17 protein-coding genes are annotated in these 20,787 nt (G+C 43.0%); 4 read left to right on the top strand and 13 right to left on the bottom strand.

Translation table 11 applies throughout. The features are described from left to right. Genes ACO06Y_RS23655 through ACO06Y_RS23680 form a run of 6 tightly spaced genes read right to left on the bottom strand, consistent with a single transcriptional unit; the run spans position 1 to position 8,031 of the window. Positions 1-1,668, bottom strand: coding sequence for a sulfatase (locus tag ACO06Y_RS23655; RefSeq protein WP_422081550.1), 1,668 nt, complete (start codon positions 1,666-1,668; stop codon positions 1-3). After that, positions 1,655-2,695: a nucleoside hydrolase-like domain-containing protein gene (locus ACO06Y_RS23660; RefSeq protein WP_422081551.1), complete on the bottom strand. Its 1,041-nt coding sequence runs from the start codon at positions 2,693-2,695 to the stop codon at positions 1,655-1,657. Before ACO06Y_RS23660 ends, ACO06Y_RS23655 begins: the two co-directional genes overlap by 14 nt. A gap of 47 nt (positions 2,696-2,742) precedes the next feature. Then, on the bottom strand, positions 2,743-4,224 hold the full coding sequence (locus ACO06Y_RS23665; RefSeq protein ID WP_422081552.1) for a DUF5605 domain-containing protein: 1,482 nt from the start codon (positions 4,222-4,224) through the stop codon (positions 2,743-2,745). Between the two features lie 44 nt (positions 4,225-4,268). Beyond that, the gene (locus ACO06Y_RS23670; RefSeq protein ID WP_422081553.1) at positions 4,269-4,889 is read right to left on the bottom strand and encodes a DUF2306 domain-containing protein; all 621 of its coding nucleotides are present in this window, start codon (positions 4,887-4,889) and stop codon (positions 4,269-4,271) included. A gap of 7 nt (positions 4,890-4,896) precedes the next feature. Continuing rightward, positions 4,897-6,633, bottom strand: coding sequence for an alpha/beta hydrolase-fold protein (locus tag ACO06Y_RS23675; protein ID WP_422081554.1), 1,737 nt, complete (start codon positions 6,631-6,633; stop codon positions 4,897-4,899). A gap of 36 nt (positions 6,634-6,669) precedes the next feature. Further along, positions 6,670-8,031 carry a nucleoside hydrolase-like domain-containing protein gene (locus tag ACO06Y_RS23680; RefSeq protein WP_422081555.1) on the bottom strand — a complete coding sequence of 454 codons (1,362 nt, stop codon included), beginning with the start codon at positions 8,029-8,031 and terminating at the stop codon, positions 6,670-6,672. Between the two features lie 275 nt (positions 8,032-8,306). Here ACO06Y_RS23680 and ACO06Y_RS23685 point away from each other — a divergent pair, with 275 nt between their 5' ends. Further along, positions 8,307-8,456 (top strand): hypothetical protein, encoded by a 150-nt coding sequence (locus tag ACO06Y_RS23685; protein WP_422081556.1) that lies wholly within the window; start codon positions 8,307-8,309, stop codon positions 8,454-8,456. Between the two features lie 53 nt (positions 8,457-8,509). On the opposite strand, the gene folD is transcribed toward ACO06Y_RS23685, so the two are convergent. The 5 genes from folD to ACO06Y_RS23710 form a co-directional block, all read right to left on the bottom strand. Then, a complete protein-coding gene (gene folD / locus ACO06Y_RS23690; protein WP_422081557.1) occupies positions 8,510-9,394 on the bottom strand; it encodes a bifunctional methylenetetrahydrofolate dehydrogenase/methenyltetrahydrofolate cyclohydrolase FolD in 885 nt (294 codons plus the stop codon). Positions 9,395-9,416: 22 nt separating this feature from the next. Then, positions 9,417-9,809, bottom strand: coding sequence for a four helix bundle protein (locus ACO06Y_RS23695; RefSeq protein WP_422081558.1), 393 nt, complete (start codon positions 9,807-9,809; stop codon positions 9,417-9,419). A 69-nt stretch (positions 9,810-9,878) separates the two neighbouring features. Next, positions 9,879-11,207: a signal recognition particle protein gene (gene ffh, locus ACO06Y_RS23700; protein ID WP_422081559.1), complete on the bottom strand. Its 1,329-nt coding sequence runs from the start codon at positions 11,205-11,207 to the stop codon at positions 9,879-9,881. A 243-nt stretch (positions 11,208-11,450) separates the two neighbouring features. Then, positions 11,451-11,909 carry a hypothetical protein gene (locus ACO06Y_RS23705; RefSeq protein ID WP_422081560.1) on the bottom strand — a complete coding sequence of 153 codons (459 nt, stop codon included), beginning with the start codon at positions 11,907-11,909 and terminating at the stop codon, positions 11,451-11,453. 64 nt (positions 11,910-11,973) lie between these two features. Next, entirely contained in the window at positions 11,974-13,743 is a 1,770-nt protein-coding gene (locus ACO06Y_RS23710) for a hypothetical protein (RefSeq protein WP_422081561.1), read from the bottom strand. Positions 13,744-13,847: 104 nt separating this feature from the next. Here ACO06Y_RS23710 and ACO06Y_RS23715 point away from each other — a divergent pair, with 104 nt between their 5' ends. The 3 genes from ACO06Y_RS23715 to ACO06Y_RS23725 all read left to right on the top strand — a co-directional run bounded on the left by ACO06Y_RS23715 (position 13,848) and on the right by ACO06Y_RS23725 (position 18,274). Next, complete coding sequence (locus ACO06Y_RS23715; RefSeq protein ID WP_422081562.1) at positions 13,848-14,360, top strand: RNA polymerase sigma factor; 513 nt, start codon at positions 13,848-13,850, stop codon at positions 14,358-14,360. Positions 14,361-14,844: 484 nt separating this feature from the next. Next, a complete protein-coding gene (locus tag ACO06Y_RS23720) occupies positions 14,845-15,756 on the top strand; it encodes a FecR family protein (protein WP_422081563.1) in 912 nt (303 codons plus the stop codon). Then, positions 15,737-18,274 (top strand): TonB-dependent receptor, encoded by a 2,538-nt coding sequence (locus ACO06Y_RS23725; protein WP_422081564.1) that lies wholly within the window; start codon positions 15,737-15,739, stop codon positions 18,272-18,274. The genes ACO06Y_RS23720 and ACO06Y_RS23725 overlap by 20 nt, the downstream gene beginning before the upstream one ends. Positions 18,275-18,437: 163 nt before the next feature. Here ACO06Y_RS23725 and ACO06Y_RS23730 read toward each other — a convergent pair whose 3' ends face one another. Together ACO06Y_RS23730 and ACO06Y_RS23735 are read right to left on the bottom strand one after the other, a co-directional pair. Further along, a complete protein-coding gene (locus tag ACO06Y_RS23730; protein ID WP_422081565.1) occupies positions 18,438-19,748 on the bottom strand; it encodes a beta-propeller fold lactonase family protein in 1,311 nt (436 codons plus the stop codon). A gap of 97 nt (positions 19,749-19,845) precedes the next feature. Continuing rightward, complete coding sequence (locus ACO06Y_RS23735; protein WP_422081566.1) at positions 19,846-20,655, bottom strand: AraC family transcriptional regulator; 810 nt, start codon at positions 20,653-20,655, stop codon at positions 19,846-19,848. Positions 20,656-20,787 lie beyond the last annotated feature (132 nt).

Genomic DNA, 20,787 nt, shown 5'->3' on the forward strand with positions numbered 1-20,787 from the left:
CTATTGAACAACTCTTTCCTGGACATGCTTTTTCAATTCCGGCAACGGATCTCCGACAAAATCCGCTGCAATAGGTGTGAAGAGTTCTTTCTTTAGATAGAAGAGCGACCCTTCCAATTCCGGATATTTTTTTCTAAGCGATTCATATTCCGGATTTACACAATGCTCGCCCCATATGCCCAACATCAACGCAAGCCCTTCCTCGCTTTCCGGATATTGCCCTTTGTCATCGGTTTCTATGATCCATGCGTCCAGGACACCTGAATACTCCTCCAAGGTTTCTGCGAATTCTGGCAGCCCAGCAAGATTATGGAGCTCAAAAGGGTCTTCTTTAAGGTTGTACAATTCTTCGGCAGGTCTTTCGTCGGACATAAACCTATCCTGTATTGAATCGAGTTTTTTGTAGTTGTGCAGCCGGTGCATTACCTGGACAAATGGAACACTATCCACATCCATATAGGTAGGTTGGGTATAGGGCCGATCTATCATAAAATTTCGGATGTACTTAAATTCCTTGGAACGTATGGAACGGATACGGTCTATGGTAAAATCGCATCGATCTCTGGTAGAAATAACATACTTCCGTATTTCTCCGCCATCATCAAAAATGTTTCTACCCTCCATATATTCCGGAATAGGGATATCCGCCAAGGCCAGCGAGCTAATTCCAAGATCCAGACCACTGACCAAGTTTGTATTGCTACTACCTGACGGAATCTTGTCATATCGCTTTGTGAAATCCGTAATTATCAGCGGAACATGTAGGCCTCCATCGTATAGGAATTGTTTGTTTCTGGTCAGTCGCATCCCATGGTCCGAGAAAAAGAAAATGACAGTATTCTTAAGTACACCGCTATCCTTTAACTTTTGCATAACTTGGCCTACCTTTTTGTCCGTTATTTGAATTGCCTCTAGATGATTTGCATATTCCTCTACAATTACGGGGTCATCGGGAAGGTAAGGTGGAAGCGCGATCTTTGATCTATCTATGGGGGTTTCAATATTTTCCTTGAATTCGGAAGAAAATATTTCCTTGCCACCGTACATCTGTATCTGCCCAAAGAACGGTTCTTTTGTGTTCAAGGTAGAAATGTCCAGGCGTATTCCGCTTTTTCCGTACAAGGGGTGTATTTTGTACTCTTGATCATATAAATCTCTCCGATCATAGGTAAAGTTGTAATCATCCTTCCCGTTGTTGAATGTAAAATATCCGGCCTTTTTAAACAATTCCGGTATGGTTTTTAAACCTTCAGGCAAATTAATGGCAGATTCCCTTGTCCGGGAGCTATGATGATTATGCGTACCCAAGGTAGTTGACATTACACCTGTGATAATGCTTGAACGACTGGCGGAGCACACCGGTGCCGGCATATACACCTGTTGATATAAGACACCGGACGAGGCAAGACTATCAATATTAGGGGTGGAAACGAGCGAGTTACCGTAACACCCCAACAAAGGGGCCGTGTCCTCCAAATATATCCATAAAATATTAGGTTGTTTTTTGGGTTTTTCTTGCGGCGTTTTTTCGGTACAGGAGCTCAGATCCAATAACACCAGTACCACAATACCAAAATGAAACAGTTTTTGTCCTTTTTTAAAAATCATGGCAGGATGTCCTAGTATTTTATACTTCCATTCCTTTTGTACTCGTTTATTTCTGGGCATATATTCTTCTTACTTTGCTCAACAATGCCTCGTACATTTCCGGTCTTCTTTCTTCCAAGGTACTTTTGGCATAGGCATCCACCTTGGTATGGTTTTCCCAGGTTGCGCATGGATCCTCATAATTCCAAGCTATAGGTCCATAATCGTCCGTGTAGTAATTGGGCCTTTGATTTGGAAAAGGCTTTATAAATTTTCCGGCCCAACTGCCATAGGTCGGATCGGCTAAAGGATTCTCCGGATCCAGGACATATAGGACGGAAGGGGTATCCCCCACTCGAAAGTATTGGGCCCAATCATGATTTTTGACCACTTCCTTGATATGCATTCCGAGATTTCCATATTTCGACAACTTTTGAAACATGTGTTCCGGCTGTTTTCCAGTAAACATCCCGGCATAGGTCCAATTGATTTCCAACCACCACATCGTATCAAACCTGGAGTCATTATAAACCTTATCCCGGCCAAAGCCATTCCAGTTCAATTGTTTACAGGGGGCCGATCTTTCCCAGCTTGGTGGCATTTCCGGAATATGTTGCTCCAACATCAATCCGGTCCCGATGGTTATTAATCGAATATTCTTTGCCAAATGGGGATTTTGCCCCAATGCCTCATAAAAAACCTCCATATTGCCCCAGACCAGAACATAAAGCGGACTGTCCTTTATGGAAGCGGCCTTTGAAAAAAGCTGTACGGCATCCAAGGTATCCTTGGCGATTTTAGTTTGAATGTACTTCGAATCGGGATATCCCAAATCCTTAAATCCATAGGCATCGTAATCTTTTTTATAGGCTTCCAGGACCATTTCACAGGCTTCATAGCCCTTGGCGTTCCATCGATCTGGTACAATGCCTTCAATCTTTAATTCATCCGCATACCATAGGAGGTGGATCAAGGATTGCCTATCATCGGGATCCCCCGAATCGATGTTTATATCCGTAAATACAAATACCCTGGGACGTGGTTTTTCCTTTAATGACATCATCAAAGTGCCCAATACAATCACTACAATTAATCCTATACTTTTCATTCGCCTTCTCCTAAGCTATTTTGAATTATTTTTTGGTCGTCGGGTTTTTATTTTGCTATGGCCCTTACCGCCATATAAGGCCTTTGGGGGAGTGGAATTTCCACCGTACCGCTGTATGTGTCCCCAAGCTTTTCTATGGTCATGTTCCATGCATCGATAATCTCAATACTATACTTTTTATCCTTCGCTAGTCTTAGCCTTGCACTGGCTTGCTGACTATTGCCGTAATAAAACAAAAAATAGTCATTATCCTTAAATAGATAGGTCTCCTTGTTCCATTGGGTATGTATCGGTGTCAATCCCCTTTCCGGTGCCGCTTTCATGATTTGTGCCATAAACCGAAGTCTTTTAGGACTTTGCCCGTATAATTTGCCTCCCTTGGCCCACCATAAAATGTTTTCCGGATGTACATAGGTCTCCCCATGAGAGGCATATCCGCCGCGACAATAGATGGTCCAAAAACGGTTTACGGTTTCTTCCGCGGTAAGATTCCCCCAATCAAAAGGAACATTCCCTTCATAGACAAATTCATCATTGATCACTGGTTTATGATAGGTCTCCCTCCATTTTTGGGTGTCTTCCAAATATGGGGTCTGAACACTTAAATGGGTTATCCATGGGTTGGAATGATTGTACCAGGCCTTGCCATTGTGAATGGATTTTAGATGCTGGTACGGATCCCGGGCCATAAGCTCCTTGAAGTAGGTTTCCCATTCCGATTCCGGTTTGTGCATCACGTCATATTCATTGGCCATGGACCACCATACATTGCGATAGGCTGCCAGGCGTGCAACCAGATATTTTAGATAGAACATGTTTTCCTCGACGCTGCCCTTACTAAAACCCCAGGTATTTTTATCGTAGGGATGAAATATGATAACATCGGCTTCAATGTTCCGCTTCTTGAGTTCCCTTATTTGTTTTTCCAAATGCTGAAAAAACTCCACATTAAATCGGGTACGATCCCAACCTGACTCCAAAGAGCCTTCAAAAGGATACAAAGCTGGTTCATTGGAGACGTATCTGCCATAATACTTGGGCATAACCGTCATCCGGATTTTATTAAAAGCCTCCTCCTCCAAGGTTTTCAACGTTTCCTGTATCAGTTCTTCTTTTTGGTGCACCCATGCATAGGCTGTAGTACCCAGGACATAAAAGGGGGTGCCGTCCGCATATTTAAAATGGAAGGTATCGCGTACGGATACGGGGCCATGATTGTTCGGGGTTGCCGGGGTACATGTGAACTTTCCCTTTTTATCGTTCATTTTGGGGGAATTACTGGTTATAACGTAGGTCCATTTTCCAACATGTTCCGGCATAAACCGGATTTTATAGGTTTGGTCACCATCATAAAACCCACCTACATGATAGCGAAAGTTCTTAAATTGAAATTCGGCCTGTACCCAGACCTCCGTAAAGGGATTTTCTACTTTTGGTCCTTTTAGTTCTATTTCAAAAATCTCCCATCGTTCCGTGGCAGAAACCGTGATAGAGACGAACAACAGAAGAAGACCCAATAAATATTTCATGCTTTTTATTTTTTATGGGTAATGATGCTTATTAGTTAAAGTATTTATCCCAATTGCAAACCTCTTTTTCGTACCCAAAAGAAGGCGAATATCATGTTGGGTACCCAGCATAACCACGCCACAATGCGATAAGCTATTGTAAAATCGTGAAAAACAATGGTCAGCAGAGGCAGCCAAATCCGTAAGGTCACAGCCGCAAAGCAGGCTGCATAACTGTATATCATTAAACCTTGGTGCAACGGTAAGTCTCCTTTGCGAACTGCAAGATAGGCCCTGCCGGTAAAAAAGAGCCAAAGAATACCCAAACTCATGAAGCCCAATGTGGAGATGATTCCCCCCGTTGCGTACAAGGCGATATAGATGGCACAAATTCCACTGATCAGGGCAGAAATGATATATATTCTGCCAATTGCACGGTGTCGTTTTAGATTTGCATTTCTTAGTTTTTTGCTGAATTGTACCCACCCCACCAATAGGGCCAAGCCCCCAAACAGAATGTGACCGTAGAATCCGATGTTCCAAAATAGGTTGGAGAGCAGTGTATCTTCCTTGGAAGCCAGCAACCCGAATTCCCTATCGAGAAAAAAATACAGCAAGGGATAGAGCCCGATAACGATGGCCAAAATGGCAAATACCACCCATGCTACTTTGTTCGTGGTGTTCATTTATATCTTATTTATAACGCCAACTAGTCAAATCCGCTCCCTTGGGCGCACTTTCCGCAATACGTTTCATAATTTTAGGTACATACATACTATTGTATCGCAATCGCGAAATATGGTTGGGCTGTTCCGGGTCGCCGTTCCAACAATGTTCCGCACGGTCTCCATAGAGCACTTCGCCCCCATAGTAGGGATCGCTGGTACTTTCCAAAAAATCTTCCATAAGGTAGACAGCATTGTTTAGATAATAATTATCCATGTCCCCACAGTAAATATGGATCTTACCTTTTAGATCTTCTCCCAATTTATCCCAGTCCCGTTCCAGGATATGGCGCAGATCATAGTTTTCTTTCCAATATTCCGATACTTTATGATCTATATCGCCGGTCATCTTATCCCATAGCCGTACCGGATAACCGTCCTCTCCCTGGGGAGAGTAGGTGGCTTCCCAAATATCCCACTGCTGACCGGAGCGACTTTTGTCCCCCAAAACAAGCTCCATATGATTGTACTCCCTAAGCGTAATCTGGACATGTCCCAGATAATCCCGATGTCCTGGGACTTCCAAGCGCTTATGCTCACTCTCATAAAAATAGGCATTCTTATCGGTATAAATATCGGTCAGGCAATAGGCCCTAAAGTCGATAGGATCCGGACAGGCGGCAAAACAACCGTTATATTCCCTAGGATATTTTACCTGTACCGCCAAGGCTTCCCAACCTCCAGTGGAACCACCATACAAAAAGCGTGACCAACCTTCCCCTATCCCTCGGAACGTCCGTTCGATATAAGGAATCAGCTCATAGGTTATGGCATCACCATAAGGACCCTGACTGGCCGAGTTTACCGCGTAAGAGTCATCATAATAAGGGGTAGGATGTTGGATTTCGATAATTAGAAATCTTGGAAAATCAGGTTCGTTCCACCGTTTGTAAAAATCATAGGCCTCTTGTTCCTGAATTATATTATAGCCTTCCACACCAAACCTATCCGAATACTCCGGCTCCATATTCGGGTCGGGAGGCGTAGTTCGAAATCCACCAAAATCACTTGGGAAATGTCCATGGAAAATCATTAAGGGATACTTGGCCTCGGGATGCTCCTCAAACCCCTTGGGTAAAAGTACATGGGCTCCCAAATACATATCCCTTCCCCAGAACTCGGAAAGCTTTTCGGACTTTATTTTAACATGCTTTATCCACTCCGTATCCTTTGGTTCCTGGATTGGAGGAATCACCTGATCCATGACTACGTTTACGCCCTTGACGCCATCTTCGGTAATGGTTATCTTAAAGGGTTTGCTGTACAGATTACCCGGTGATTTGTTCCATTGTTGTCCCTCGCCCTTATCCATAGGCAGTTTTACCATGTGGCCCGTGGACAGATTGAAGGTTTCATATCTATGTAAAAGCGCTTGAACCTGATATTCCCCCGGAGGTACATCGGCCAAGCTTTCATAGGGAAATCCAAAGACCGTAGTGTCAAAAGTTTGTATTTCGCCGGCTCCCATCCCTTCAACGTTCATTCCAAAAATAATTTGCGTACCAAGACCGGCATTGATCTGAAAACGGGGTTCGTCCCCGTCATTATTGGATAGCATTAGAAGAAGTCTTCCATCCAGTTTCTCTTTGGTTGCGGTCTCAGGAAAAGATACGTTAATAGCCATCTGTGATTTTTTTTCTATTTGCAATAGGCAACCCGTTACACTGACAAGCAATAGTATCAAAAAAAGGAGGTGTTTTTGCATAAGCCCTAATTTAGCTGGTTTTGAGATGGTCACAAGTCAATCCTTTACTTTTAAAATTATCCTTTTGTAGCCCGTCAACGGAATATCGGCATCATCCATCACCCTTAAAATGATATGGATGGATTGACCGTTGGCCCCACTTGGAATATTGACCAAGGTTTTCGATTGGTCACCATTATCCAGAATGGAGTCGTTGGCCTCCAAAAAGGATCCTGCCTCAGGATAAACCAACCAATCGAAACTAAGGCTATCCTCGTCCGGATCCGTGGATTTTGATGCGTCCAAGGCTATTGAGCCGCCTGCCTCTACGGGGATTTCTAGGTATCCGTCACCGGAATATCCAGAAATCCTTGGAATTGGGGCATGGTTTATCTTGGCCTGATTTTCGGATCCCCACTGCACCCTTGCCGCAAAATCATTCTGAAAATCAAATCGCCATCGAAACACGGTTGCCATGGATGATGGTATCAAATCCTCTCTATCATCATCAAAATAGTTATCCTGCACATCCCGAAAAAAACCAGGGCGTTCCTGTTCAAAACGGCCGCCCCATCCTCCCCAATGGGGATGTTCTTGAAAATTCAGTCCGTTAGAAAGAAAATATAACCAGGAGGGAGAATCTCCCTCCTTCATTGCCATATACGGATTGCGTCCTTCACCCCCGGTATAGGCTTTATCAGGATATGCATCAGCCAAGGGATTTTTCCCAATGATATTTTCTTTGAGCCATTCCCGTGATGTTAACGAGATATCCCCTCCAAGAAACATGCCCCTGTAGGACGAGGCCCATTTATCCCCCGATTGATCGAGTGCCAATATCAACCATAGCTTTGGAAATTCTTGCATGATCCATTCATTTGACGAATCTTGCTTCCCAATAAAATAAACCCTTAGTTTTCCAACAAATGCTTCCAACTCTTTGCTTGAACCCATTTCCCTCACTTTCCACAAGGCCTGGGCCAAATCACAAGCCCCACCCCATACAGCAATATTTACAGGTTCGGACGACTGTTTGACCGATTCAATAATCCAATCGGAACCTTCGGTATCATGGCCAGGGCCCACATAATCAGAGACCGGTACTTTTACACCATTTTTGTTGCACCCCTTTTTTACTAGGGAATGCAGATAATCCGCAGTGGGGTAATCCCGAGAATGCGATTTTAACCGATTTTGTATCAATCCATATTTTGAGATAAGATCATGGAGAATATCATCCCGAACCAAAGGGGGTTCATGGTCGTAATTTGAATCGGCATTGGCGATGAACCCTAAAAAATCAAATTCATTCGCATAATGTAAAAGCCGTACAAAAGACTGCTGGTCGTCCGGATCTTGACCGATATCCGTGGTAACGATTAGTTTAGGTCGCTGCGCATACCCCTGGGACACCGACATAAAACTGATTCCGACAATTAACCAAAAAATACTTTTGCATAGACTTGAAAGTCCTGGATTTACCGCATTTTTAGTTTTAACCGTATCATTTTTAAAGCTCGACCCCGATTTTACCATAGTATCCTTTGGAGAATAACAAATTCCTTGGCTGAAGGTTTCCTAAACAATTCCCCTAAAAGGTACTGATTTCCCATTAACCATCAAATACCAAACACCGAATTTCATCGTTATCAAATTATGGTAGCTCGATGAGGACACCTACTAAATTGTCAGCTATGAAGAAACTAATCTATGTTGGGCTAATTTTGGCTATGATTATGGGTATAGGAAGTTGTAGTTATGATGACAGCAACGATCTGGATGTTTTGACCCCCAACGACAGCACGCAAACGGCCAAAGGAGATAATCTTGTCCTTCCTCTATAGCAAGAAAGAGACGTGCCATTTAATTCCATCTTTTTTATACCCGTAAAAGTCGATTACACTTTACTTCTATGCCGTTTTCGGGCCAATAATGTATTCTTTAACAGCATGGCGATGGTCATAGGACCCACCCCGCCTGGAACAGGAGTTATGAAGGATGCCTTTTTGGATACATTCTCAAAATCCACGTCCCCGGTAAGATAATAGCCGCGTTTCCGTGTGTCATCGGGTACCCGAGTAATCCCCACATCGATAATCACAGCTCCTTCTTTTACCATATCCGCCTTTAAGAAATGGGGCACGCCCAATGCCGAAACAATAATATCAGCTTGCAAGGTCAACGCCTTGATATCCTTGGTACGGCTGTGGGTCAAAGTGACCGTACAATTGGCAGCCTTACCCTTTTGGCTCATCAGTATACTAATGGGCCTACCTACAATATGGCTACGACCGATGACCACGGCGTGTTTACCTTCCGTTTCCACCTCATAGCGTTTCAACAATTCCATGATGCCAAAGGGGGTAGCCGAAATAAAGGTTTCCATATCCAAGGCCATTTTGCCAAAGTTGGTCGGGTGAAAACCATCCACATCCTTGTCCGGATGTACGGCCATTAGCACCTTTTCCTCATCAATGTGCTTAGGTAGTGGAAGTTGCACAATGTAGCCGTCTATAGCATCATCCGTGTTCAGCTGTTCCACTTTTTGGAGTAATTCTTCCTCGGAGGTTTCCTCGGGCAAATGGATAAGGGTGGATTCAAAACCGATTTTCTTACACGACCTTACCTTACTCCCCACATAAGTTAGGCTAGCACCATCATTCCCGACAAGTACCGCGGCCAAATGGGGTACTTTTTCACCGCGTTCCTTTATCTGGATAACCTCTAGGGCTATTTCTTCCTTTATTTTGTTGGAGATTGCCTTTCCGTCTAATAATTTCATTATTGGTTCAAAGTTTAAGGAGTTATCGGTTAAATTTAGGACCTCTATATTCAGACTTCATAAGATAACTCATAAAAGAACTTATTTTTTTACTTTCCAAGAGTACTTTTTGGATTTGAATGTCAAAAATTTCCTGATCAATATGTTTTCTATCCAAAGCTCTATAAAGCTGTGATCGTAATTCGCCACACGAAGCTTTTGCAATACTTAAAAATTGAATGAATTCCTTATTTCCATTTCTTTCAAAGCCTTCAGCAATATTATCCATTATAGAACCTGAACATTTATCCATTTGGTCTCGAAGCGCATAATTCTTTCCCAAACTTGTAGTTTCGATGAAGTGATGAACATCTTTGCAGATTTCCCTCGCCAATTGCCATATCTCCAAATCCTCAAAACGCCCAAATTTTCCCATTACGATAAAACCTAAACTTTTGAATCTTTTTTTGAGCCTTGAACTTTGAACGTTGGATACAAAAAATAGCTATTTCATTCTTTGCATCATCTGCATCATCTTTTTACCCCCACCGCCTTGCATCATTTTCATCATTTTGCCCATTTGATCAAATTGTTTAAGCAATTGATTTACATCCTGAATGGTCCGGCCACTGCCTAAGGCTATCCGCTTTTTACGACTAGCGTTCAATTTGGAGGGATTTGAACGTTCGTCAGGGGTCATGGAATGGATAATGGCCTCAATATGTTTAAAGGCATCATCATCTATATCCATGCCTTTAAGCGCCTTGCCCGCGCCTGGAATCATTCCCATAAGGTCCTTGATGTTCCCCATTTTCTTTATCTGCTGGATCTGGCTCAGGAAATCATCGAACCCGAATCTATTCTTGGCAATTTTTTTCTGGATTTTCCTGGCTTCCTCCTCATCAAATTGTTCTTGGGCCCGTTCAACCAATGAAATCACATCGCCCATACCCAAAATGCGGTCGGCCATTCGCGATGGATGGAAAACGTCAATAGCTTCCATCTTTTCACCGGTACCAATGAATTTAATGGGCTTGTCCACTACGGATTTTATGGAAATGGCCGCACCACCTCGGGTATCCCCATCCAGCTTAGTAAGGATGACACCGTCAAAATTCAGGACATCATTGAAGGCCTTGGCCGTATTTACGGCATCCTGACCGGTCATGGCATCCACTACAAAAAGAGTCTCTTGTGGTTGTATGGCGGCGTGGATATTTGAGATTTCCGTCATCATTTTCTCGTCCACGGCCAAGCGACCGGCAGTATCGATGATGACCACATTGTACCCATTGGCCTTTGCATGTGCAATACCTGCCTTGGCAATGGCTACGGGATCGTTGTTCTCCCGATCAGAATACACTTCAACCCCGATTTGATCTCCTACGATATGCAATTGATCTATGGCCGCGGGACGGTATACATCACAGGCTACCAATAAAGGTTTCTTGGATTTTTTATTTTTGAGAAAATTGGCCAGTTTTCCTGAAAAGGTGGTTTTACCCGAACCTTGAAGACCGGACATTAGGACTACGGAAGGGTGCCCCGAAAGATTGATGCCTTCGGTTTCGCCGCCCATAAGTTCCGTAAGTTCGTCCTTTACGATCTTCACCATTAATTGGCCGGGCTGTAGGGTAGTCAACACGTTCTGACCCAGGGCCTTTTCCTTTACCCGATTCGTAAACTCCTTGGCTATCCTAAAATTGACATCGGCATCCAACAAGGCCCTACGGACCTCCTTGGTGGTCTCCGCAACATTGATCTCGGTTATCTGCCCATGTCCCTTAAGAACATGAAGGGCCTTATCCAGCTTTTCACTTAAGTTATCGAACATCGTCTTACATCCTTTTTGAAGAAAAGCAAATTTAAGAATTACCAAGGGAACGATGAGGTATTGAGGGGAAAAATATATAGATGGCACAACCCTAACGTTGCCATGGAAACAAAGTTGGGACCCTACAAATGAGGCGGGCCTGTGGAAACAAGGTTTCGAAAACCACATAAGGGTCATAAACAAAAAAAAGCACCCATCTTTCGGTGGATGCTCTTTTTTTGGGATATGGGGCAAAAAAGGCTACTAAATCTTTTCAAAAGTGAGGTAATCGGTACTTCCATCATCTACATCAACGTCCCATAATTCTATTTTTGAACCGGTATATTTCAGGATATCCCAATCATTTGCCAGTTCCTCAAAAATATCAGGGGAAGCAAAGAAAATATTGAAATCCACATCACTCGTGCTATCATCATCTCTATTTTCCGATTCCGTTATGGACCAGGCACCAGAAAGGGACGTATTGCCATTAGTGGCCCCTAAAGTTCCATCTGCATTGAATGTAAATACATACCCATCGTAGTCGCTTGTATCATCCTCATCGGAATCGGCATAAAAGGTTATTTTCCATTCACCACGGGTCACCATGGTTTCTACCTCTTCTGCATTGATCACTATGGATTGATTATCTCCGTTATTTTCATCGGTGCTGCAGGACACCAGTACAACACTTAACAGTAGTGGACTAATAACTCTCTTCATGGGTTAAGGTTTATGGGGTAAAAAGGGAATCCCCGATGCCTTGGCATCGGGGATTCTTAAACTTTTACTGCTTCTTTTCAAAGACCAAAGTGGTAATACTTTCGTCCTCCTCGTTAATATCCTTCAATTCGATACGATTACCGTCCTCAGAGATGGATACGAATTCCCAATCTTCCGTCAATTCTCCAAGTGGGTCGGTATCTCCCAAGTTAAGATATACCTTCAACTTGCCATCACTATTTCGGATAACCCTCCACAATCCTGGAATTGTAGGTCCGGTGTCACCGGTTGTAACAGCTATCATGTGCTCTGCTTGAAACGCAAAGGTATATGCGGCATAGTTATCGGTTTCGTCCATATCCCCTTCGGAATACTGGGCTACCATCCATTCACCGCCCATCATAATATTCCTAATTTCAGGAACATCACCATCATCAGCATTGTCGTTGCATACGCGTTGCAATATCAATTCGTAATCGATTTCAGGGATCTCAAACTTTAATCTGTCGTCCTTAAGATCGGCTATGGGCCACTCAAAACTCACCCCAGGCTCCTCTCCTATGTTAATGGCCATCACCAATCTCTCCTGGGCGTTCATTGTAATTTCCCAAGTACCTTCGGAAACAACATCACCATTGGTCAAGGTTACCACACCTTCTGGCATGAACTGGAACTCATAGCCCAATAGCCTTCTAATTTCCTCATTATCGACCACTACCTTTTTAATGATCCAGCTACATTCCTTTAATATTTCACGAAGACCATCAGGGTCGGTATTGGCTTCACAGTATTGCTGCATTATAATCCTATTGCCTTCGCCAGCGTACAATTTTATTTTCCCTTCTTCGATTTCATAGACCAACCATTCCAAGCTAAAGTCTACTAGAACGTCAAACTCCAATTTTAAAAGGGCGCCATCATCACTTGCACGGGTATTCCAAGTTCCTTCCAGGTTATTGCCCATCCGATCCTTAACGGTGACCGTACCATCCTCCTTAAAATTCATAAGGTATTCAAAGTACTGATCGGTTTGGTTTATCCCGTCCCTTTTTACTTCCCGGACCAACCAAGGGCACTTTACCAAATAGGAATCCAGGCGTTCTTTATCAAAATCGTCATCGTTATAATCATTATCATCGTCTTCATCACAGGCTTCTTTGGCGCTCTCTATAGCATTGGCCAATTCCCCGTTGGAATCAACAACAATCTCTGTTCCGTCATAGAGTTTCAATGTTACCGGAAATTCAATACTAATAAGGTCTTCTTCATCCAAGCCAGCGAAGAAACGTCTCATTTCCATATCGCTTTCAACCGTAACATTTCCGGTCTGCTGTCTGTTGATATCAAAAGTGAACAAGGTAACGGGGTATACAAAATCTATACATTCTATATCGTCATCATCCCCGCCTTCTATACATTTCTCGGCCCATTCACGCAAATCGCCCTCGCCATTAATGGTAATCTCGGTGTAATCGCCCAAGGTAATGGTGATGGGAAAAAGGATTTCCAAAATGTCCTCATCATCATCAAAGGCATCAAAGATTTCCTCGATTTGCTCAAGATCTTTTACCGCATCAATGGTCAATTCCAATCCATTTACTTCAACGGTATATGGAAAACGGATATTAAAACAACTGGAACCATCTACGATATTATCAAAAGACCCATCATTGGAAACGGTCTTTTCTACCAATTGGGCCGTGGATGAATTGGCCATAATGGTTTCTTGTTCGTTCTCCCCCGGAAGTTCCTCATATTCCGTTTGGCAGGAAGAAAAGGTAAGCGCAATCATGAGTAGGCTGGTGTACAGTGTGTAATTCAAAAACTTTCTCATAACGATTTGGATTTTTTGTTCGTTCCCCATTAAAACAACCCATTTGAAAAATACCCTACTTTGTTTTCGATTTTTTCAAATATCTTTGATGCAAAACCAACCCATTGAAAACTGAATCCCAGGACAATGTATGTGAGGAAGCGGTATTTAGTTCGCTCTTCAAAACTAATTCTAAAACGGTTTTTAACTATATATATTATAAGTTCGGAAATGAGGAAAAAGCTTATGATGCCGTTCAGGAAGCCTTCTTAAAGCTTTGGGAAAACTGTGCCAAGGTCACCCCTCAAAAGGCAAAGTCCTATGTTTATACTGTTGCCAACAACCTTTACCTTAATGTCATTAAAGCCGAAAAGGTACGTCTAAAGTATGCGGACAAAACATTAAGCAGTACCAATGAGTCGCCTGAATTCTTAATGGAGGAAAACCAGTTTAAACAAAAATTGGACCAGGCGTTGAACAGTTTACCGGAGAACCAGCGTACCGTTTTTTTGTTGAACCGGATCGATGGTAAAAAATATGCCGAGATTGCCGAAATGGAGGGGGTAAGTGTAAAGGCCATAGAAAAACGGATGCATTTGGCGTTGAAAACGCTTAGGGAACAAATCGATGGGATTTGAGGTTTGAGGTTTGAGGTTTGAGGTTTGAGGTTTGAGGTTTGAGGTTTGAGGTTTGAGGTTTGAGGTTTGAGGTTTGAGGTTTGAGGTTTGAGGTTTGAGGTTTGAGGTTTGAGGTTTGAGGTTTGAGGTTTGAGGTTTGAGGTTTGAGGTTTGAGGTTTGAGGTTTGAGGTTTGAGGTTTGAGGTTTGAGGTTTGAGGTTTGAGGTTTGAGGTTTGAGGTTTGAGGTTTGAGGTTTGAGGTTTGAGGTTTGAGGTTTGAGGTTTGAGGTTTGAGGTTTGAGGTTTGAGGTTTGAGGTTTGAGGTTTGAGGTTTGAGGTTTGAGGTTTGAGGTTAAGATGTGAATTTTACATATATCTAAATAGGAAATTATACGCATGTTATGATAAATTCTGAACAATCGGCAATGGAAATAGATGATTCAATTCCAAACCGAAGTAGGGTTTTTTTGTAGTGAACTGTTATTAAGGTATAAAGCTAGAAATCATGCAAGAAAATTACTTGGCAAAATGGCTGAACAATGAACTCTCCGAGGAGGAGCTCGCGGAATTTAAAAAATCCGACGAGTATGCTACCTATCGGAAGATTCTTGAGGCCTCCGGTACATTGGAAGGCCCTGATTTTAATGTGGACGAGGCATTGACCGCTTTAAGGAACAAACGCGAACTTTCAACTCCAAAAGTGGTGCAATTGCATCCTTTCCGGAAGTTTTTGCGGGTAGCGGCGGCCATTGCGGTATTGCTTGTTGCCTCGTATTTTTATCTGAATGCCCTGGATGAGCGTGTTTCCACTCAATTTGCCGAAAACAAGGAAGTTGTACTTCCAGATAATTCCGAAATCGTATTGAATGCCGATTCTCAAATTTCCTATAATGAAAAGGCGTGGGGCAAGGAACGTAACATATCCCTAAAGGGTGAGGCCTTTTTTAAGGTGGCCAAGGGAAAACGCTTTACGGTTTCCACGGAGAATGGTACCGTAGCCGTTTTGGGAACTCAGTTCAATGTGGAAAACCGCAATGGTTTTTTTGAGGTGACCTGTTATGAGGGATTGGTAAGCGTTACCTTTAAGGGTACGGAAACCAAACTGCCCGCCGGGGATTCCTTTCTGGCCATTGATGGAAAAATTGTTAAGGGCAAAGTGGTCAACATTTCCCAACCTTCCTGGATGAGCGACGAAAGCTCCTTTAAGAGTATTCCATTGCAATATGTTCTGGATGAATTTGAAAGACAGCACAATATTACCGTTGAGACCAAAAATATCGATTTAAATCAATTATATACTGGCACTTTTAGCAACACAAATACAGATTTGGCGTTACAGAGTATAAGTGTTCCCTCTCAAATAAAGTTTAAATTAGAGGGGAATAAAGTGCTGTTCTATGCTGAAAACGCACCCTAAACGCCTTATATTCTTTTTTACTTCCTTACTGTTCCTGATTTTCGTACAAAACGGAATTGGCCAGGATGGAACGGGCAAAACGGCACCACTTATTTCCTATCTCCAAATCTTGGAGAGCCGGTTCGAGGTCAAATTTTCCTATGTGGACGAGGATATCGAAAATCTCCATGTCCTTATACCGAAAAACGATGAACTCGACGAAATTCTCTCCGATATCCAAGCCCAGACCCAGCTTAAAATCCAGCAACTCAACGAACGTTATTACACGCTTACCAAAAGCAGTACGGTAGATATCTGTGCCACCGTGCTGGACAATTTTAAACAAAATACGGTCATGGGGGCTACCGTTAAGGTATTGGATTCCGAAATTGCGCTCATTACCGATATGGACGGTTCGTTCTCATTGAACAATATTCCTAGAAATTCGGTTCTGGAAATCAAGCACTTGGGCTTTAAGACCCTGTTCATAAAGGCGGAGGAATTGACCGCTGTCAATCCTTGCAAAACCTTATTATTGGCACAATTCTATCAGCAACTGGACGAGGTAATCGTCTACCAATTCCTTACCACCGGAATTTTAAAGGAGTCCGATGGCAGTATCCAGATGAATACAGCAGAATTTGGTATTCTTCCGGGTTTAATAGAGCCGGATATATTGCAGACCGTACAGGCCCTCCCGGGAATCAAAAGTATAGATGAGACCGTTTCGGACATCAATATCCGTGGAGGTACCAACGATCAGAACCTTATGCTTTGGGATGGTATCAAAATGTATCAGTCCGGTCATTTTTTTGGATTGATTTCAGCATTTAACCCTTACCTGACCGATAGAATCATCCTTATCAAAAACGGGACTTCGGCCCAATATGGCGATGGTGTAAGCGGAGTTTTGGATATGCGCACCAAAAATGAGATTACGGAAGCCTTGACAGGTGGGGCTGGCCTTAATCTTATTGGCGGAGATGTTTATGCCCAATTGCCCCTGTCCGATAAATTAGGCTTTCAATTCTCGGCGCGGCGCTCCCTGACTGATTTTTTGGAAACCCCTACCTACGGCCAATTTGTAAATCGTGTTTTTCAGGACACCCGCGTAACACAAAACAGCGACTTTTATTTTTATGATTTTACCGGGAAGCTATTGTATGATATCAATCCCTATCAAAAAGTGCGTTTGAGCTTTATAAATATCAACAATCAGCTGGATTATCAGGAAACCAATTCGGATAGTTTTAGAAGTTCGGTAAGCACTTTAGATCAAACGAACATTTCCTTCGGCGGAAGCCTGGAAAGTCAGTGGACCGATCGATTCTCTTCCCATCTTAATCTCTACTATACCAATTATGATCTGGATGCCGAAAATAGTACCGCCAACGGCCAACAAATCCTTTTCCAGAATAACGAAGTGATAGAAACGGCCCTGAAATTAAATACCCATTTTCAGGTTAATGAAAGCTTGAATTGGCTTAACGGGTATCAACTCACGGAGACCGGGATTCGAAATATTGCCGATGTTACCCAACCTCCATTCAAGAGCAATGTAAAAGGTGTGATCAGAACCCACTCCCTCTTTTCGGAGATCGAACATACATCACCGGATACCAAACTTATGGCGCGCGCAGGAGCCCGACTCAATTATATTGGAGATCCCCAAACGTATGACTCTTTTGAGAAAGTGATTATAGAACCTCGGTTAAATATCAACTATGCCCTGGCCAAACATTTCAGGGCGGAACTCTTAGGGGAATTTAAGAGCCAGGCCACCAATCAAGTCATTGATTTGGAGCAGAATTTTTTGGGTATTGAAAAACGCCGCTGGATACTTTCGGATAACGATTCCTTACCCATAACCCGTAGTAAACAGGCTTCCATCGGTTTCAATTATGACCATCCCAAGCTCTATATCGGCATAGAAGGTTTTTATAAGGAAGTAAAGGGAATCAGTACCGAAACGCAAGGCTTTCAGAACCAAAATCAATTTAACGGGGAAATAGGACAATACGAGGTGAAGGGAATCGAATTCCTGATCAATAAAAAGACCAATGATTACAGTGCATGGCTGAGTTACACCTATAATTTTAACACTTATACCTTTCCCGACATAGACCCGTCCGAATTTCCCAACAATTTGGACATCCGTCATACCTTTACTTTTGCCGGCACCTATACCTATCAGGATTTCAGGTTTGGGATAGGCCTAAATTATCGCACGGGACGGCCCTTTACGGAACCTGATCCGGCCAATCCGATAGACACTACCTTTTTTCCCAATCGGATAAACTTTCAGAATCCCAATAGCAGCAGGCTACCGGAGTATCTACGTGCAGATGCCTCCGCGGTTTATGAATTTGACTTGAGCCGTGGACTCAAAGCTTCGGTAGGGGCTTCCGTACTGAATTTTACGGATAGAAGAAACATCCTCAACGCATACTATCGTATCAACGATTCCGGGGAAGTGGAGGCAATTGAAAATGTTTCCTTGGGCATTACCCCCAATTTTAGTTTTCGGGTACGGTTTTAAAAGTCAGTTCATGACTTTTTAGTTAAGCCTCAGCTTATAAGGCCAATAGTTTTAAAAACCTGACAGGTCTATTTTTGAATCGACTTCGTCCAAAATGAGGGCCTGTCGGTCATCCCCTAAATCCTTAATGAATTCTATTCCTTCCATAGGCTGAAAACGGAAATTATTTGACCAGTGTCATGGAATGCGCTCCCCTGGTAACGGATACACTATGATCGGTTTTTACCAAAAAAGGAAGTTCACCTTTCTCCCGGACAACCCTCCAAAAATCGATACGACCGCCTTTAACGGTATCATCGAAGTTATCGAACACCGCCACGGCCAGATAGTTGTCCGAAGCATCAAATACGATAGCCTCGGGAAGTATCCCCTGAAAATAAAAATCGTTTAAATGTTTAAGTTTTCCCGTTTCTTGATCCAGGGAGACAAGGGAAAGTGAACTGTACCAGGTCATTCTTGGCTCTGCCCCATCAACTTCATAAGGGAGGTAGCTACGTTCAAGGTTCGTAGTAACGATTAAAGTACCATCGTTGCTTATCGCGAAACCCTCCGGACTTATACTGGTCTCGGCAGTTGAAATATTAGAGTGCAAGGTTTTTCCATCTGTAGGATCGCTATCGAATCGGATACTGTTCAATTGTCCCCTAGGTGCCTCGATCCAAGTACCGTCCACATCCGATCCCCAGTAGAGACAGGTTGTGACATAATGTTTTCCATCCGGTGTAAAATCTCCCTTCATAGGAAACTTACCTGTTCCAACAACGTTACCGTAAGCTTCTATAGTGGGGATATCCTTGGAAAGATTCGGTTTTACAAAGACTATTTGGTCGGCATTCTGCATTACCGCGGCCAGATACTCCCCTGAAGGATGCCAATCCACCTCATTGGCTGCCGTCTCAGCATCCACATTGGGAATGGTAAAGTGGAACACTTTTCCCAATCTTCCATTTGTAAAGGGAATTAATCCCAGGTTCTTCGTTCCGTTGCTATAAAATCCAATGGCCAACCAATTTCCATCCGGACTTACGGATACGCCCACTGGCCTTGTCCCAATATCCTTGGTCTCTATTAATTTAGGGCTCCTAAGGTCGGTGATGTCAAATACCGACAACAATCGGCCAATACCCAAGTCATTAAAGGTAGTTCCTCCCTTGGAAGGTGGTGTAAATGTCTCTACAACAAAGGCATAATTGCCATCGGGAGAAACCGCAACGGAGCAAGGCGGTCCCGCCACGGAATTAGTGGCGAAAATCTCATAGGCCTTCCAATTGCGATAGTTTACGTCAAGTGGGACAAGGCTCAGGGCATCCTTACCATCCTGTTCGCCTAATTCACCGTCCACATAGGCAGAGGATACCATATCGGCATCGGAGACGGAGATAATGGCCTTTCCCTTAAAGTCTAAAGGGGCTTTTCTATTTTGTGCAATTCCAAATTGAGCCATCAGAACGGCCCCTAAAACTATTTTCTTCATTTTGGCATTCATTTTTATTTCTTTGAAAGATCTCCAAAATTAATCCGGACGACTCTTGCAAGAAGGTCTTAGAAGTCCAAAAAAAAGGTTCTAAAGGTCAAATTTCCAAGGCAATCCTAGTCGTGTGGGAAGGCAGGTAGCCAAAGTGGGTCTTATAGGATTTACTAAAGTGGGAGTAGTCCTCAAAACCTACTTCCAAATAAATTTCCATAGGCTTTTTGGAACCGTAGGCAATGAGGTCATGAGCTAATTCCAGTCGTTTCTCTTTTATCCATTTAAACGGACTGGTATTGAAAATCTCACGAAATTCCCGTTTAAAACTGGAGAGGCTACGCCCGGATAAAGATGCCAGTTCTTTAATAGGAATTTTTTTTGAGTACATGGTTTCCATGAATAACCGTAAATCTATCTTTGATGGCTTCGCCATATCCGAAAGGAAACTTGGCAAGGACTTGGTGTACTGGGAAAGGTTGATCAAAATCTCAAAAGTCTTTATTTTAAAAAGAGCTTTGCCCGTTGATGATGAATTTCGAATATAGGGCAGCATGGACTGAAAGGCGGATGTTAACATCTCGCTTTGGCCAAAGACCATAAAGGGTGTGGTCGGTTTCGTCAACGAGTTCTGAAATTCATTGTTTTTCAAAAATTCCAGCAGGAATTCATCTTTTAGGAAAAAAAGAAGGCTTCGATAAGGCCTCCCTGTTTTGAGGTATTTTAGAATGGTCTGCTTGGGGATGAGCATGGTCTCGCCAGCGGAAATTTCAATAGTGGTATGCGCAATATGTAATTTACAGTTGCCGGAGACTACATGCAGTATTTCGTGATGGGCGGTATAAGCCGTACCCCTTACCTCATAGTGTCCATCATGACAGCTTTCTAAAATCGTGGCCCCATCGAGTTCGACCATTTCCCGGATTTCAGGCCGGTTCTTGAACTGCCGAGGCATTATAAATACATCCACCGCTTCCATATAACCCCTAATGAACTATAAAAGTAACAAAGAATGGGTAGAATCGATTTTGGTAATGAAACAAACTGA

Source organism: Ulvibacterium sp., assembly GCF_965228935.1.
GTDB lineage: Bacteria > Bacteroidota > Bacteroidia > Flavobacteriales > Flavobacteriaceae > Ulvibacterium.